Origin of the sequence: Mycobacterium ahvazicum, assembly GCF_900176255.2 — a bacterium.
Lineage (GTDB): Bacteria > Actinomycetota > Actinomycetes > Mycobacteriales > Mycobacteriaceae > Mycobacterium > Mycobacterium ahvazicum.
Map to the genome: position 1 here is coordinate 124,421 of NZ_FXEG02000005.1, position 14,089 is coordinate 138,509.

18 protein-coding genes and 1 pseudogene are annotated in these 14,089 nt (G+C 65.1%); 4 read left to right on the top strand and 15 right to left on the bottom strand.

Features of this window, described 5'->3' with window-relative positions; translation table 11 throughout:
* From MAAFP003_RS21565 to MAAFP003_RS21585, 5 genes are all read right to left on the bottom strand, one after another.
* A complete protein-coding gene (locus MAAFP003_RS21565; protein WP_096289753.1) occupies positions 1-1,254 on the bottom strand; it encodes a WS/DGAT/MGAT family O-acyltransferase in 1,254 nt (417 codons plus the stop codon).
* 4 nt (positions 1,255-1,258) lie between these two features.
* A complete protein-coding gene (locus MAAFP003_RS21570) occupies positions 1,259-2,161 on the bottom strand; it encodes an alpha/beta fold hydrolase (protein WP_096289754.1) in 903 nt (300 codons plus the stop codon).
* A gap of 176 nt (positions 2,162-2,337) precedes the next feature.
* Positions 2,338-3,132, bottom strand: coding sequence for a sigma 54 modulation/S30EA ribosomal C-terminal domain-containing protein (locus tag MAAFP003_RS21575; RefSeq protein ID WP_096289755.1), 795 nt, complete (start codon positions 3,130-3,132; stop codon positions 2,338-2,340).
* Positions 3,133-3,222: 90 nt separating this feature from the next.
* Complete coding sequence (locus MAAFP003_RS21580; protein WP_096291326.1) at positions 3,223-3,657, bottom strand: Hsp20/alpha crystallin family protein; 435 nt, start codon at positions 3,655-3,657, stop codon at positions 3,223-3,225.
* A 170-nt stretch (positions 3,658-3,827) separates the two neighbouring features.
* Positions 3,828-4,331, bottom strand: coding sequence for a VOC family protein (locus tag MAAFP003_RS21585; RefSeq protein ID WP_096289756.1), 504 nt, complete (start codon positions 4,329-4,331; stop codon positions 3,828-3,830).
* A 99-nt stretch (positions 4,332-4,430) separates the two neighbouring features.
* Here MAAFP003_RS21585 and MAAFP003_RS21590 point away from each other — a divergent pair, with 99 nt between their 5' ends.
* Positions 4,431-5,300, top strand: coding sequence for an alpha/beta fold hydrolase (locus tag MAAFP003_RS21590; RefSeq protein WP_096289757.1), 870 nt, complete (start codon positions 4,431-4,433; stop codon positions 5,298-5,300).
* Positions 5,301-5,324: 24 nt separating this feature from the next.
* Here the strand turns inward: MAAFP003_RS21590 and gnd are convergent, their stop codons facing one another.
* Together gnd and MAAFP003_RS21600 are read right to left on the bottom strand one after the other, a co-directional pair.
* Complete coding sequence (gnd, locus tag MAAFP003_RS21595) at positions 5,325-6,353, bottom strand: phosphogluconate dehydrogenase (NAD(+)-dependent, decarboxylating) (protein WP_096289758.1); 1,029 nt, start codon at positions 6,351-6,353, stop codon at positions 5,325-5,327.
* Between the two features lie 11 nt (positions 6,354-6,364).
* Positions 6,365-7,774: a glucose-6-phosphate dehydrogenase gene (locus MAAFP003_RS21600; protein WP_096289759.1), complete on the bottom strand. Its 1,410-nt coding sequence runs from the start codon at positions 7,772-7,774 to the stop codon at positions 6,365-6,367.
* Positions 7,775-7,898: 124 nt separating this feature from the next.
* Here MAAFP003_RS21600 and MAAFP003_RS21605 point away from each other — a divergent pair, with 124 nt between their 5' ends.
* Positions 7,899-8,717, top strand: a complete 819-nt coding sequence (locus tag MAAFP003_RS21605) for an adenylate/guanylate cyclase domain-containing protein (RefSeq protein ID WP_096289760.1) — start codon at positions 7,899-7,901, stop codon at positions 8,715-8,717.
* On the opposite strand, the gene MAAFP003_RS21610 is transcribed toward MAAFP003_RS21605, so the two are convergent.
* A complete protein-coding gene (locus tag MAAFP003_RS21610; protein WP_096289761.1) occupies positions 8,684-8,869 on the bottom strand; it encodes a hypothetical protein in 186 nt (61 codons plus the stop codon). The two genes, MAAFP003_RS21605 and MAAFP003_RS21610, sit on opposite strands and share 34 nt — an antisense overlap.
* 160 nt (positions 8,870-9,029) lie before the next feature.
* On the opposite strand from MAAFP003_RS21610, the gene MAAFP003_RS21615 reads away from it, so the two are divergent.
* Positions 9,030-9,710 (top strand): guanylate cyclase, encoded by a 681-nt coding sequence (locus MAAFP003_RS21615; protein WP_096289762.1) that lies wholly within the window; start codon positions 9,030-9,032, stop codon positions 9,708-9,710.
* Positions 9,711-10,068: 358 nt separating this feature from the next.
* On the opposite strand, the gene MAAFP003_RS30145 is transcribed toward MAAFP003_RS21615, so the two are convergent.
* From MAAFP003_RS30145 to MAAFP003_RS30150, 6 genes and pseudogenes are all read right to left on the bottom strand, one after another.
* On the bottom strand, positions 10,069-10,377 hold the full coding sequence (locus MAAFP003_RS30145; RefSeq protein ID WP_423790931.1) for a hypothetical protein: 309 nt from the start codon (positions 10,375-10,377) through the stop codon (positions 10,069-10,071).
* A gap of 536 nt (positions 10,378-10,913) precedes the next feature.
* Complete coding sequence (locus tag MAAFP003_RS21625) at positions 10,914-11,432, bottom strand: nitroreductase/quinone reductase family protein (RefSeq protein WP_096289764.1); 519 nt, start codon at positions 11,430-11,432, stop codon at positions 10,914-10,916.
* Positions 11,433-11,445: 13 nt separating this feature from the next.
* A complete protein-coding gene (locus tag MAAFP003_RS21630; RefSeq protein ID WP_096291327.1) occupies positions 11,446-11,997 on the bottom strand; it encodes a VOC family protein in 552 nt (183 codons plus the stop codon).
* A gap of 21 nt (positions 11,998-12,018) precedes the next feature.
* Positions 12,019-12,381 carry an Mtp family mycobacterial-type pilin gene (locus MAAFP003_RS21635; RefSeq protein WP_096289765.1) on the bottom strand — a complete coding sequence of 121 codons (363 nt, stop codon included), beginning with the start codon at positions 12,379-12,381 and terminating at the stop codon, positions 12,019-12,021.
* A 93-nt stretch (positions 12,382-12,474) separates the two neighbouring features.
* Positions 12,475-12,621, bottom strand: coding sequence for a hypothetical protein (locus MAAFP003_RS29260; RefSeq protein WP_165796466.1), 147 nt, complete (start codon positions 12,619-12,621; stop codon positions 12,475-12,477).
* A 108-nt stretch (positions 12,622-12,729) separates the two neighbouring features.
* Positions 12,730-13,020, bottom strand: a pseudogene (locus MAAFP003_RS30150) (hypothetical protein); the annotation flags it as partial.
* 133 nt (positions 13,021-13,153) lie between these two features.
* Between MAAFP003_RS30150 and arr the strand changes: the two are divergent.
* Complete coding sequence (gene arr / locus MAAFP003_RS21645; RefSeq protein ID WP_096289767.1) at positions 13,154-13,564, top strand: NAD(+)--rifampin ADP-ribosyltransferase; 411 nt, start codon at positions 13,154-13,156, stop codon at positions 13,562-13,564.
* Between the two features lie 38 nt (positions 13,565-13,602).
* Here the strand turns inward: arr and MAAFP003_RS21650 are convergent, their stop codons facing one another.
* Positions 13,603-14,001 (bottom strand): VOC family protein, encoded by a 399-nt coding sequence (locus tag MAAFP003_RS21650; protein ID WP_096289768.1) that lies wholly within the window; start codon positions 13,999-14,001, stop codon positions 13,603-13,605.
* Positions 14,002-14,089 lie beyond the last annotated feature (88 nt).

Sequence of the window (14,089 nt, forward strand, 5' to 3'; positions counted from 1 at the left end):
CTACAGCGCGGCGTCCAGCAACTCCAGATAGGCGTCGACGTCGGCATCTCCGAATCGAAAGACCGACTCCGCCGCGTGGACGCTGATCGCTACGGTCTCGCCGATGCCGTGCACTCCGTGCGTCAGACCCATCGACGGCGACAGTCCCGGATAGCCGGCCGTCAGCACCACCCGCGCATCCCCGAACCGCAGATCGGCGGGCCCGCGGTTGACACTGGACACCACGGTGTTGCCCAGCACCTGTGCGGATCGGGCGTCGGCGTCGAATCGTGAGATGCCCCAACGCAACAGCGGGGCGGGTACCGTCGCGAAAGCCCGGTCGCCCGCCCGTGTCGCCGGATGTTCGAATCGGCGCCGGCCGTTGGCCAGATCGGTGGCGATCCGATCCAGCCGCGCATCCAGCTCCAGCTGCGGATAGAGACCGACGACGACGTTCCCGAAATGATTATTCGCCTGCAGCACACCGGTTTTGGCCATCGGAACCTCCGCGCCCAACATATCGGTCGCGTCGGGAAGCAACCGCGACAGCGCGGTCGAGACCGCGGCGAGCACCGCGACGGTGACGCTGGGCCCGCGCAGCTGCGAGCGATGGCGCACCAGCGTGCGCATCGAACGGACGCCGTCGGGGCGGGTATTGGTGGCAAGCGCCGGGCGAGTCCCGGCCCCCGGTGCCAGCAGACCCGCCCGCGTATCGCGGACCAGCCCGCGGTGGCTCCACGCCGCCCGGGCGGCTCGCCACGCGAAAATCCCCGGCGAGGGCCGTCGCACCTCGGGCACCGGCACCGCCCGACCGAACAGCCAGGCGGCCAGCGCCGCTCCGCGAACACCGTCGGCCAGCGCATGGGGTATCTGCAGGACCGCCACCGTGCCCGGGCCTTCGACACCCGCAACGCCGAGCACCGGCGTGAACACGTGGACCCGCCAGGGCATCCGGCGAAGGTCCAGCTGGCTGTCGGCGAACCCGGCAACCGCCGACAGGCAGGCCTGCCAACTGCGATCCGCGAGGTGGTGGCACACCACCTGCTCGGGCGTCACCGCGGTGGGAACCCACCGTGGATAGGTCAGCGCGCACCCATCCTCGACCCGCAACGTCAGCTCGGGGCACGCCTGAGCCCGGCGCCGAACCTCTTCGAGAGCACCACCCGGGTCGGCGGGTGCGCCGTCGAATGCATAGAGCAGGAACTCGTCGCTGGGGACCTTGGCCGACATCCAGTAGAACTGCGCATCAACGGCCGCCATTCGGCGCGCAGCCATCGCGTCAGCCGGGTGAGCCGATGAACGCCAGCACCCGCTCGGCGATCTTCTCGGGCTGTTCCAGCTGCAGAAAATGCCCGGCATGGTCGATGATCGCGACGTCGCTGCCGGCGGGCAGCACCTTTTCGGTCCAGTGCGCGAACGCCGCAGTCATACAACCGTCGTCGCGGCCATGCAGGTACAGCGACGGCAGGATCGGCGCCTTGGTCCACAGCTGGTTCAGTTCGGCGTACCGCTGCGGCGGCCGGGTGTTGCGCAGCGTGGCACGGTAGGTCCCCAGCGCCGCCCGCCAGCTTTCCGGTGTTCCGATCGCGGCATCGACGTGACGCAGGTCCTCTTCGGCGCCGCGATAGCCCGGCGACCACCGCCGCCACAGCCGCGGCAGCACCCAGGACGCGGAACGCTCAGGCAGGAAAGGCAATTGGAAATAAAACATGTACCAGCTACGCCTCAGCTGACCGGGCAGCAGGCGGGCCAGCCGGGCGCGCTCGCTCACCTGGCCGCGGAAGGCGGCCGAGACCGGCACCGACATGATCACGGCCTTGGTGAACGGGCTGTTCGGCATCGCGGCCAAGCCGGTGGCGGCAAGTGCGCCCCAGTCGTGTCCGATCACCACGTCGCGGTCGGTGCCCCCGGCGGCCTCGCGCACCCGCAGCGCGTCGTCCATGATCGCGCCCACGTGATAGCTGCCGTCGTCGGGTATGGACGACGGCGCGTATCCCCGCATGAACGGCGCGACAACCCGCCAGCCGGCCGCGGCAAGCAGCGGGGCCATCTTGCGCCAACCGTAGGCCGTGTCGGGGAAGCCGTGCAGACACAAGGCGATCGGGGCGTCGGCTGGGCCCCAGGTGAGCGCCTTGAGGTCCGCGGGCGGCCCGGGCACGTCGATCCACCGCGGCTCGGTCATCTCGGGTAGTCCGCCATCTTCACTCCCTGTTCGGCACAATTCCGACCGCACACCTGACGGGCAATAACCCGCACCGACCAAAGTATCGTGCACGAATCAGAGTGCACCAACCGCTACTGGATATCGTCCAAATCCGCACTGTCGCAATATCTTCGGACCAGGCGACATCCCGGACGCTAGCCTGCCGGACTGATCAACCCGTAATGACCGTCATAGCGGCGGTACAAGACGCAGGCGCGGCCTGGCGCCGCGTCGATGAAGAACAGAAACGGCAGGTCCAGCAGGCCGAGGCGCTCGGCTGCCTGCGCTTCGGTAAGACACGGCGCCGGCTGGGAACTGATCGTCACGGGTCGTTCGAACGGGCTCAGCTGGTCCGCCAGTCCCGGTGCCACCAGCGCTAGGCGGTAACCGGTCGTTCCACCGCGATAGAGCACCGCGACGGCACCGGTGCCTTTCTCGGTGAAAAGGTGAAAGTCGTAGTCCAGCAAGTCCATTTCGAGGACCGCCTCGTCCACCGTACCGGGTGCCATCGCGAACGACTTTCGCCGAATGATGCGGACCTCGGCCGCCGGCCGGGGGAAATAGCTCCGTCGATGGGTGGGCTCGGATTCGTGACGCCACTCGTGCGGATCGCTGACCAACCCCCGTTGCGCCTCCCAGTGTTGAGCGGCACGTTCCAGCCGGCGCCGAAGTCTCGCCTCGAGCCGATCGACGGCTTCGCGCGCGGTGACGCCGTGAGCTTGGGCGCGAATGAGCCGGCCGTCGACGTCCAGATTGGCTTGGGCGACGACGGCTCGCTCCACGGCCGGATCGCCATGCTTGGTCAGCCTGACGCGGGCATGCAGCACCGGCCTGGGGATGAGCCGCGCGACCTTGTCGATCTTGTCGCGCGCGTACTCCGCCGCACCGGGCAGCTCGCCGTGCGTTGTCACGACGAAATCCGTCCGGGCTGGGTCTGTCCCGTGGCGCATAATCTCCTTGCTACGCCGCCGGTTTCAGGCCTTCTAGGGTCAAAGGTCACCGCGCGCCAAGACGTGCGGCTGACGCTCGGACCACCGGGGTCAGCCTGCAGGTTGTACCGCGATGTGCTTCTCGGTAGCCGCAGTCTGTTCGGGCAGGGCCACGTCCACCGTCAAGATGCCCTTGTCGTAGCTGGCCTTGATGTCGTCTTCGTCCGCGCCGGCCGGCAGGGTTATCGACCGCATGAAAGAGCCGTAGGAGAACTCCGAGCGGCCGTTGGACTGATTTTTCTCGCTGCGCTGCGCCTTGATGGTCAACTGCCCGTCGCGCACCGTGATGTCGACGTCCTTGACCGGATCAATGCCGGGAAGTTCGGCACGCAGTAGGTAATGACCATCTTGTGTCTCATCCTCGAGCCGGATCAGGTTGCCACGACGCAAGGCCGACGGCACACCGTTGCGCAGATCCGACCAGAACTCGGACCAGTCCGGCAGCCACGAATGGGGTTGCTCGGGATGTGCGGGCAGATTGGTCATGATTCCTCCTTGGGCTTTGGTCTGCCGTTGAATTTCTTCCACCATCCCTCGTCGGTGTGGCGAGCGGTAGGGACGGAAGTCCCCATACGTCGGGCAATCTCGTGACTGTGTTGACTCGTCGGCGGCAAACCCATCGATCGAATCTATTGAAACGACAACGGAATTTGCGGTTAACGAGAGTGAGGCTCGGACGCTTGACCGGATGCCTCGGCCGCCGCGCGCTCGAGATCGGCGACGATGATCTTGCGCATGCCATACATCGCCTGGGTCGCGGCCGTCGCACGGGCCGGATCGGGATGGCTCACCAACTCGTAAAGCCGATTCGGGACGACCTGCCAACTGAGGCCGAAGCGGTCCTTGCACCAACCGCACTGCGATTCCTCGCCGCCGTCGGTCAACCGTTCCCAGTAGTAGTCGACCTCGTTCTGGTCCTTGCACTCGATCGTGAAGGACACCGCCTCGCTGAAGGTGAAGTGCGGTCCGCCGTTGATCCCGATGAACCGGGTGCCGTCCAGCACAAAAGTGCCCGACAGCACCGAGCCGGGCTCGCCGGGGCCAGCGTCGGTGCTCCGGTTGAATTCCTCGATTCGAGAGTTCGGGAACACCGAGATGTAGAACGTCGCCGCCTCCTCCATGTTGTGGTCGAACCACAGCGAGGGCGTGATCGATGGCATGGGTGTCTCCTCCTTTGTCGGGCTACCGGCTTCGGTCGCCGCATGGATAGACCCCACCAATCGGCAGAAATCATCGGCGGACTATGTAACGTCAGATCGATGAGCACCGTGAGCAGCAGTCCCCAGACGGTCAAATTCGCAGGTGCAGGCGATATCGGCCTCGTTGCCGACGAATGGAACCGGGACCCCGCGCTCGTGGGCCGACCGTCCATCCTGATGCTGCACGGCGGCGGCCAGAACCGGTTCTCGTGGAAGAACACCGGCCAGTATCTGGCCGACGAGGGCTACCACGTCGTGGCGCTGGACAGCCGCGGACACGGCGACAGCGACCGGGCGCCCGGCGCGGACTACGCGATCGAAACGCTGATGGCCGACGTCTTGCGCGTCCTCGACGCCATCGGCCGCCCGGTGGTGCTGATCGGCGCCAGCATGGGTGGACTGACCGGCATCCTGGTCGCCGACAGCGCGGGACCGGCGAAGGTGACCGGATTGGTGCTGGTCGACGTGGTGCCGCGGTACGAGAAGACCGGCAGCGCGCGCATTCGAGATTTCATGCTGACCAACCTGCACGGTTTCGGATCCCTCGAGGAGGCGGCCGACGCGGTCTCCGCCTATCTGCCGTATCGGGAAAAGCCGCGCAGCCCCGAAGGCCTGAAGAAGAACCTGCGGCTGCGCGACGGACGCTGGTACTGGCATTGGGATCCGGCGTTCATGACCGCGCCCGGGGACGACCCGGAGCTGCGCACCGAGCACTTCGAGCAGGCCGCGGCCGATCTCGAGATTCCGGTCCTGTTGATTCGGGGCAAGCTCTCCGACGTCGTCAGCCCCGAAGGCGTGCAGCATTTCCTGGCGACGGTTCCGCGTGCGGATTTCGTCGAGTTGTCCGACGCCGGGCACACCGCGGCCGGCGACGACAATGACGCCTTCAGCGACGTAGTGGTGGAGTTCGTCAAGCGGCTGACGGACTAGTCAGCCGCCGTCGCGGTCGCCGCGTCAGCCGCCCACTCCCGGTTTCTCCGCGTGCCCGCCGAACTGCTTGCGCATCGCCGACAGCGCCTTGTTGGCGAAGTCGTCGAGGCTGCGTGACGCGAAGCGGGACTGCAACGCGGTGGTGAGCACCGGCGCGGGCACCCCCTCGTCGATAGCCGCGATCGCGGTCCAGCGGCCCTCCCCGGAATCGGAGACCCGTCCGGAGAATTCCGACAGCGTGGGCGATTCGTGCAGCGCGATCGCGGTCAGATCCAACAGCCAGGAGCCGACGACGCTGCCCCGGCGCCACACCTCGGCGATGTCGGCGATGTCGAAGTCGTACTGGTAGCACTCGGGATTGGACAGCGGCGCGGTTTCGGCATCGCCCTTTTCGACACGCGTGCCGATATCCGCATTGCGGAGAATGTTGAGCCCCTCGGCGAGCGAGGCCATCATCCCGTACTCGATGCCGTTGTGCACCATCTTGACGAAGTGCCCGGCGCCGGAGGGACCACAGTGCAGGTAGCCCTTCTCCGGTTGGGCGACCTCGCCGTCGCGGCCCGGCGTGCGTGGCGCCGCGTCGACACCGGGCGCGATGGTCTTGAAGAGCGGCTCGGCGTGCTCGAAGGCGTAGTCGTCACCGCCGATCATCAGACAGTAACCACGCTCCCGGCCCCAGACTCCTCCGCTGGTGCCGCAATCGATGAGGTGAATCCCTTTCTCGGCCAACAGCTTTGAGTGCTTAAGGTCATCGCGGTAGTAGGAGTTACCGCCGTCGATCACGATATCTCCGGACTCGAGAGTGTCGGCCAGCTCCTCGATCACCGACGTGGTGATGTTGCCCGCGGGCACCATGACCCAGACGACGCGGGGGGCGGTCATCTTCTCGGCCAGCTCCGCGACCGAGAACGCCGCGGTCATCCCCTTCTCGTTGGCCAGCGTCTTGACGACTTCCTTGTCGTAGTCGTAGACGACGCCCTCGTGGCCGCCGTCGACGACACGACGGATGATGTTGGCGCCCATCCGGCCCAGGCCGATCATTCCGAGCTGCATTTCTGGTCTCCTTACTGTCCCGACTGCGTTTTTGGAGGGAACCACGGGTCTTGCCAATGGCGGTGACCGCGGACGAGCGACTGCGCGGCCTCGGGTCCCCAGGACCCGGGCTCGTAGGGGTGAATCTCGCCCGGTTTGTCGAGCAGTGGCTGGACGATGCGCCACGTCTGTTCAATGCTGTCTTCCCGCGCGAACAGCGTGCGATCGCCGGTCAGCGCGGCGTGCAGCAGCAATTCGTAGGGTCCCTCGGCTTCACCCAGGTCGGTGGCGAACAGCGAGTCCAGGTGGACGTCGTGCCATTCGTCGTGAACTTGGGCGGACAGCTGCATGCGCATGCCGGGTGCGGGGTCGATGCGCAGCACGATCTGGTTGGGCTCGGCCGCGCGGCGGTGCGGGAGGAAGGCCAGCTGCGGGACGCGGCGCAGAAACAGCCGCACCTCGGTGACCTTCTCCGGCAGTGACTTGCCGGCCCGCAGGAAGATCGGCACTCCGGACCAGCGCCAGTTGTCGATCTCGGTCCGCAGCGCGACGAAGGTCTCGGTCTGCGAATCCTTCGCCACCCCAGGGACATCGGTATAGCCCTGATACTGACCGCGGATGCAGTGGTCGGGATCCAGCGCCGGCATCGCGCGGAACACCTCGGACTTCTTGTCGTTGAGGTCGTCGGCACTACCGCCGACCGGCGGCTCCATCGCCACCATCGCGAGGACCTGCAGCAGATGGTTCTGCACCACGTCGCGCAGCGTGCCGACCGCGTCGTAGAACCTGCCCCGGTCCTCGACGCCGAAGTTCTCGGCCATCGTGATCTGAATCTCCGAGACGCTCTCGCGGTCCCACAGCGCGGCCAGCGCCTGATTGGCGAACCGCAGACATTCGAGTTCCACCACGGGCTGCTTGCCCAAGAAGTGGTCCACCCGCAGGATCTGCTCTTCCTCCAGCACCGCGTGCAGACGCTCGTTGAGTTCGCGCGCCGACTCGAGGTCGTGGCCGAACGGCTTTTCCACCGCGACGCGCGCGCGCGCGACCAGTCCCTCCCGGGCGAGGTTCTCGACGATCGGCGCGAACAACGCGGGCGGCATCTCGAGGTAGTACAGCGGGCGGTAGTCCGAACCGATCATCTCGGCGAGCCGGTGGTAGAGATCGCGCTCGGTGACGTCGCCGTGGATGTAGTCCAAGCGATTCGCCAGTCGATCGAACACTTCGTCGTCGATCTTCTCCCCGGCGTCGTTGATCGCCCCGCGCGCTCGCTCGACGAGTTCCTCGACACTGATGTCGTCGCTCGCCACCCCCAGGATGGGGCAGTCCAGCAGGTTGCGACGCTCAAGCCGATACAGCGCCCGAAAGGTCATCTTGCGGGCCAGATCGCCGGTAATTCCAAAGATCACCAGCAGGTTGGACGAATCACCACCGTCGTCGGCCAAGATCGAACCTCCCAAAAGTCACCGGATCGGTTCACTTGAGATTCACTACCCGGGGGTGATCGCACTCAACCCTAGACACTGCTGATAGGGCCGACAACCGGAAGCCATCGCACGCTTTGCAAGGATGCGTGACGTGGGTGATGCACTGCACATCGCGGTCTACGTCCTAGCCGGAGTTGCCGTGATCGAAGCCTGCGCACTTGGTGTGATGTTCAGGTTGCTGGTGCGTAGCCGGGAGGAAGCCGAGGAGTTAAGGCAACGTGCCGACGCCCGTAATTGGCTGATATCCGGTGGTCGCGAGGCCGTCAAGACGATGTGGAACACCGCCAACGTGATGCGCAAGGAGGGCTTTGGCGCGGCGGTACGCAGCAACATCGAAGACCTCGCCGACTGGGCCGAGGTCGAGCGGCCCGATCTCGCCCGGGTCACTCCCGACGGGCGGGTGGTGATTCTGTTCTCCGACATCGAGGAATCCACCGCTCTCAACGAGCGGATCGGCGACCGCGCCTGGGTCAAGCTGATCAGCTCGCACGACAAGCTCGTCTCCGGGTTGGTGAAGCGCCACTGCGGTCATGTGGTCAAGAGCCAGGGCGACGGCTTCATGATCGCCTTCGCCCGCGCCGAACAGGCGGTGCGTTGTGGCATCGAACTTCAACAAGAGCTGCGCCGGGACGCAAAACGCAAGCGGCACCAGGAGATTCGCGTGCGAATCGGTATTCACATGGGCCGCTCGGTGCGCCGCGGCGACGACCTGTTCGGACGCAACGTCGCGATGTCGGCACGGGTCGCGGCGCAAGCCGTCGGGGGCGAGATCCTGGTGAGCCAGTCGGTGCGAGACGCGCTGCGCGACTGTGACGACATCTGCTTCGACGAGGGCCGCGACGTCGAGCTGAAGGGATTTTCGGGCAGTTACCGATTGTTCGCCGTGGAGCCCTCACCCTGAGTATCGGACTCGGCCAGCCGCTGATGCAGCCGGGAGCGAATCTCGTCGGGGGTGTAGGCGCGGCGTTTGCGTTGATCGCGCACCACCAGCGCACCCCCGGCAACGACACCGGCGACGCCGGCCAGGCCGATCCACTTCCAAATGCTGCGCATACTTGACACGCTATTACCGCTATGGACACCCTTCGCGACAAGGTCGCCGTCGTCACCGCAGCGGCGACCCGGGATATCCCGCGGCAGCCACGGCGCGCAAGCTCGCGCGTGAAGCATTTCCGAAGAAGTAAGCGAAACCCCAAGCGATGAGCGGACTTACATGCTGACGCTGCAGCAAGCGCTGAACGAGACCCGGACCGGCGACCTCTGGTTGTTCCGCGGCGGTTCGAGACCCGATCGTGCCATTCAGACCCTGACGAACAGTCCGGTGAACCACGTCGGCATGACCGTGGCCATCGACGACCTGCCGCCGCTGATCTGGCATGCCGAACTGGGTGACAAGCTCGTCGACCTGTGGACCGCGACGAACCACCGCGGTGTGCAGCTCAACGATCTGCACCAGGCCGTCCTGCAGTGGAGTGAGCGCTACCACCAACGGTGCTGGCTGCGCCAGCTGACGCCGCACCCCACCCGCGAACAAGAGGACAAGCTGCTGCGCGTGATCGCGCGGATGGACGGCACCGCGTTTCCGACCACCGCGCGCCTGACCGGCCGGTGGTTTCGGGGCCGGCTACCGACCGCCTACGACTGGATGAAGGGGATCCCCTTCGTAGACAAAAAGGTTCAGGAGTCGACGCAGCGACGCAAGGAACGTCAGCGCATGGGCCTGGAAACGGCGTACTGCGCCGAGACGGTGGCGATCACGTACGAGGAGATGGGATTGCTCAACACCCAGAAGTACTCGAATTACTTTGACCCGGGCTCGTTCTGGAGTGGCGACACACTGCCGCTGGCGCCGGGATTCGCGCTGGGCGAAGAAATCGAAGTGGCTCTCGGCTAGCCGACCGCCATCTCCCCCATCTCCGACCAGCCTGCCGTCTGACTGATGGGCGTGGGCTTCCGGGCCCGCGGCAACTCACCTGCTTGGAGTGCTCGCTGTCGACGTGGCCGCCGCCACTCTCCGCCGCAATAGCAAAGTCCGCCTAGATGTCTTAATCGACTTCTAGGCGGACTTTGCATTGATATGCGCTAATCGCATTTACTCCGACCCCGAGCCAGATGTGACGCAGCCCACAGCGATGGGATGTTATCGATTACTTCACTGATGGCCCGCTTATGCCATGCGCCTAATGCGATCAGCGAGATCCACGTTCGCAAGCTGATTCTGCAAATAGATAACGCACGCACGATGCAATCCTTTATCGACTTGGAATTCCGGGATCGCCGGGAGGAGGCAATTCCGGAGCCGGCGGAGGCGGCATATCGGGCGCAACAGCGCCAACCAATACGGGCGGCGCGCCGGGCGGCGCAGGCGGCGCGTCCGGCGGAGGCGGCGCGTCCGGCGGTCCAGGCGGCAGACCGGGCAGCCCCACGGGAGCGCCGTCACCGTCCGCAGGCATCGGCAGGAACATGTGATGGGTGAATCCGGGCTGGTAAGCGCCGGCCCCACCAACGTGCACCCCGCCCCGCTCGCCGCTGGACACCGGCGTGCCGTCCGGCAGGGTCACAGCCGTGTGGCCACCGTTCCAGCCGACGACCAACGCGTTGGGCGCCGTTCCATATTGAAAACCCCGTGCCAATAGCGCGGCTTCTTCATTTCCAGTGTTAAATCGGTTTCCGTAAACCGGTCTGTCGGTTGCGGCATTGACAACCCACGAGACCAGCCCCGAACAATCGGTACCCGCAGGAGAATCTCCACCCACAATATAGGGCGTCCCTGATACCTGATTGATCAGCGACATCAACGATGCAAGAACAATCATGCGGAGGGACACTAGCAACAAGCTAGTTAGCAAGCCAAAATTTGTGGCGCGCGTCACGTGTCAATTAAATAATGGCCTACACCGCATCTACAGCAAATAAGTCACGAGAATGCATATTTCGCGAAACATGTTTACTCGCGGTCCCGGCCCTTTTCGCTTTCATCGACGCGCTGCAGCCGCTTTTGCTCACGCCCGGCCAGCCCACTTTGCCGCTCGTCCAGAGTCGAGGCCCGGCGCTCCAGCTCGTCGGGTGTCTCGGTGCCGCCATCGCGGAGCGCAGCTCACCCTAGCGCTGCCGCCTCGACGGGCTTGAGGCGGAAGACCGGAATCCGTCGCCCGAGAGCGGCGGCCTTGATGCGGTAATCGGCGTAGTTGACGCAGACATGCTCGGCAAGCGCATACAGGCGCTCGTAGTCGTCGGGATCGGTGACCTCCACCGCGACGAAGTCCTGGTCGCCGAACCGGCATCCGGGATGCGCCTTCAGGTTGTAAAACCACGCCGGATTCCGTGGTTCCCCCAGATACGAGGCGACCACGATCGCGTCAGACCCGTCGTGAAAGTACGCGAGTTGGTGCTCACGCGGCTGACCCGACTTGGCGCCCGTGCTGATCAACGGCGCTGCGGAGATCCCGCCCAGGATGGCCGGGTAACGGCCACGGGTTGCGCGATACAGCCACGGGTCGATGTGCCAGAACAGATGTCGCGCCATGAAGCCACCGGCTCGCGAGCGCCCGAAGCGTTCCAACACTCGATACCAGCGGTCGTACTCCACACTCGGGTCGACATAGCGCAGCGCCATGGGGCGACTCTACTCATCGGCCCGGCAGCGTTCGTCTCGCCTGCCACAACACTGCGGGCACCGTTCTCGCCAGATCCGCCCGGCTCTTGGCGAAGCAACGAATCGCGCGATAGAACGACCAAACTTGGCCAGGCGTAGGGACTTTCGGCAGCCAGGCCAGTTCCCAATGGATACCGTTGATCGGATCGTCGAAGAACACCGCGTAGTAGCCCGGCCAGTACTGCGGGTATTCCTTGGGTTCGTCGGTGACGTGCACATCGCGCGTGCGCAAGAAGTCACGGTGAAAACGGTCGACCTCTTTCCTGCTGCGGGCCCACAACGCAATGTGGTTGATACCGACCGCTTGCTCGCCGTGCGTCAGCTTTGCGCCGGTACGGGCCGGCTGGATACCAATGTAGCTGTGCGGGTTGGTATTACGCGTCATGTAGTAGGTCGACTGGTACTCCATGTTCAGCGTCGAGAAGCTGCTGTAGCCAAGCCAGCCGAACAATGCGTCGTAGAACGCGATCGAGTCGTCATAGTCCAGTACCGCGAACTCGACATGATGGACCCCTCGCCACCGCATCATGGCTCCCCAACAAATCCGCTAGACCGGCGTCCATATTCCGTTGTTGAAGAAGCCCCACACACCGGTGGTCGGGTTCCACATCAGGTGGGCCTGAGGCGCCCACGCCGGTGGCGGCGGAGCGGGCGGCGCCCACGGCGGCGGGGGACCCCAGGGTCCCCAACCGGCCGGCGCCGGACCTTGCCAATCGTGGCACTGATTCCAGTCCCAGTGATAGTTGGTGCCCCAGGCCGGATCCCATTGTTGACCAGGGCACCAGTGGTTGCTGGGCGCGGGCGCGGGGGCCGCTTGGGCGCCGCCGTCCGCCAATCCGAAAGCCGACAAGGTCAGAGCGCCACCCGCCAGCAGCCGAATCCACGGTCTCGCATGCTTGTCCGTCGACATCTCCTAAGGATGGTCGGCCCGCGGCCGCACCGCTAGTGTTCGCCCCCATTCCACGGGACTAGCCGATCGGCGTGGGTACCGACAGCGCACTCTTCACTCGTCGGATTCGACCCGAGCTTCGGCGGACCGCTGGAGTTCTCTTTCCACCGCCAACTTCGCCAGCTCGCGCTCGCTGGCGGCCCGCTCGCGCTCCACTTCGGCTTCCTCGCGCAGCGCGGCGGCACGCTGGCGTTCAGCCATTTGCTCCGCCCTTTTCGTGTGGTTGCGAACACCGCGAACACCGCCCTCTTGGGACAGTTCGCGAAGGCCCGCGGAGACCTCTCGTTCGTCTGCAAGACGCTCTCGTTCATCCGCGAGCGCCTCACGCTCGTTTGCGATCCGTTCGCGCTCATCGGCCACCGCCTGCCGACGATCAGCCACGCGATCACGTGCCTCCAAAAAGGCCGCCAAGCGTTCCACACCCTCAGTCAGTTTCTCTCTGCTCAGGGCCAGCAGCTCTCGGGTCTGCGCCACCTGCTCGCGCTCAAACGCCAGGTGTTCGCGTTCCGCGGCAATGCCCTCACGCTCAAAGGCAATTCGTTCTCGCTCGGATGCGACATTCTCGCGTTCAGCGGCCGTGCGAATGGCGGGCTCGACCATCTCGGCCCTCCTCTTCTGGAAGCAGTGACGTCTGAACTGGGTACCTTCAACAGGTAGCCGCTCAACGCGCACCGCTCTAGAGTCGATGGGCCTCAAAAGGGCTCACCTTCGTTAGATCCCTTAGCCTGAGGCGATGGATGCGGTGCTGGACTCAGGCCCGTTTTATCACGGAACAAAGGCTGAACTCAGGGTTGGAGACCTGCTCACCGCGGGCTTTCGTTCCAACTACCGGCCGGAAATCATCATGAACCACGTCTATTTCACCGCCCTGCGCGACGGTGCCGGGCTGGCAGCCGAGCTCGCGGCCGGCGACGGCACGCCGCGGGTGTATCTCGTCGAACCGACCGGTGAGTTCGAGAACGATCCGAACGTCACCGACAAAAAGTTCCCCGGCAATCCAACCCGCTCCTATCGCACCCGCGAACCGCTTCGGGTTATCGCAGTAGTCGACGATTGGACACGGCTGTCTCCCGAAGCACTGCAGGCATGGCACGACCGATTGGCCGCGATCCGGGCGGACGAGCGCGGCGAGATCATCAATTGAGATGGTGAAGCGGAACACCACCACGTCTGCGGTCGGCGTCACACCCCGAACTTGGCGCGTGCCGCGTCAGTCACCGGGGTGAACAGGTTCACGAGATTGCCGTCGGGGTCCCTGAACAACAGCGCGCGGTTTCCCCATGGCATCGTCGTCGGCTCGGTGACCACGTCGGAGAGCTGCTCGCGAAGTCGCTCGTATTCGGCGTCGACGTCGTCCACGATGAACTCGACGATTGCGCTTCGGTTGGCCGCCGGCTCAGCAGATCCCTGCCCAAACAGGGGAACGGTCTTGTCGCTGCCAATGGCCAGCGCCGCGACGGGTGTCGGAATCTCCGCGAAGAGTTCGTTACCCCAGACGGCGGTGACGCCGGTGACCACCTCGTAGAAGGCGACCAGCCGTTTGACATCGGCAGTGATGACGCGGATCGAAACCAGTCTCATCGGGACCTCTCCTCGGGGGCGCACTGAATAGTCGGCGGATGGGCTCGGCGAGCCGATGCTAGGTGCGCCCCCCGACAAGTCTTGGAAC

What these genes read in the sequence shown, in the direction of transcription:
- MAAFP003_RS21625 (WP_096289764.1), bottom strand. Translation starts at nt 11,432, where the DNA reads ATGGCGCTGCGCTATGTCGACCCGAGTGTGGAGTACGACCGCTGGTAT.
- MAAFP003_RS21580 (WP_096291326.1), bottom strand. Translation starts at nt 3,657, where the DNA reads ATGACCAATCTGCCCGCACATCCCGAGCAACCCCATTCGTGGCTGCCG.
- MAAFP003_RS21635 (WP_096289765.1), bottom strand. Translation starts at nt 12,381, where the DNA reads ATGTCGACGGACAAGCATGCGAGACCGTGGATTCGGCTGCTGGCGGGT.
- MAAFP003_RS21570 (WP_096289754.1), bottom strand. Translation starts at nt 2,161, where the DNA reads ATGACCGAGCCGCGGTGGATCGACGTGCCCGGGCCGCCCGCGGACCTC.
- MAAFP003_RS21565 (WP_096289753.1), bottom strand. Translation starts at nt 1,254, where the DNA reads ATGGCTGCGCGCCGAATGGCGGCCGTTGATGCGCAGTTCTACTGGATG.
- MAAFP003_RS21585 (WP_096289756.1), bottom strand. Translation starts at nt 4,331, where the DNA reads ATGCCATCGATCACGCCCTCGCTGTGGTTCGACCACAACATGGAGGAG.
- MAAFP003_RS21630 (WP_096291327.1), bottom strand. Translation starts at nt 11,997, where the DNA reads ATGCGGTGGCGAGGGGTCCATCATGTCGAGTTCGCGGTACTGGACTAT.
- MAAFP003_RS21615 (WP_096289762.1), top strand. Translation starts at nt 9,030, where the DNA reads ATGCTGACGCTGCAGCAAGCGCTGAACGAGACCCGGACCGGCGACCTC.
- MAAFP003_RS21650 (WP_096289768.1), bottom strand. Translation starts at nt 14,001, where the DNA reads ATGAGACTGGTTTCGATCCGCGTCATCACTGCCGATGTCAAACGGCTG.
- MAAFP003_RS29260 (WP_165796466.1), bottom strand. Translation starts at nt 12,621, where the DNA reads ATGGCTGAACGCCAGCGTGCCGCCGCGCTGCGCGAGGAAGCCGAAGTG.
- gnd (WP_096289758.1), bottom strand. Translation starts at nt 6,353, where the DNA reads ATGCAGCTCGGAATGATCGGCCTGGGCCGGATGGGCGCCAACATCATC.
- MAAFP003_RS21610 (WP_096289761.1), bottom strand. Translation starts at nt 8,869, where the DNA reads ATGCGCAGCATTTGGAAGTGGATCGGCCTGGCCGGCGTCGCCGGTGTC.
- MAAFP003_RS21605 (WP_096289760.1), top strand. Translation starts at nt 7,899, where the DNA reads ATGCGTGACGTGGGTGATGCACTGCACATCGCGGTCTACGTCCTAGCC.
- MAAFP003_RS21590 (WP_096289757.1), top strand. Translation starts at nt 4,431, where the DNA reads ATGAGCACCGTGAGCAGCAGTCCCCAGACGGTCAAATTCGCAGGTGCA.
- arr (WP_096289767.1), top strand. Translation starts at nt 13,154, where the DNA reads ATGGATGCGGTGCTGGACTCAGGCCCGTTTTATCACGGAACAAAGGCT.
- MAAFP003_RS21575 (WP_096289755.1), bottom strand. Translation starts at nt 3,132, where the DNA reads ATGCGCCACGGGACAGACCCAGCCCGGACGGATTTCGTCGTGACAACG.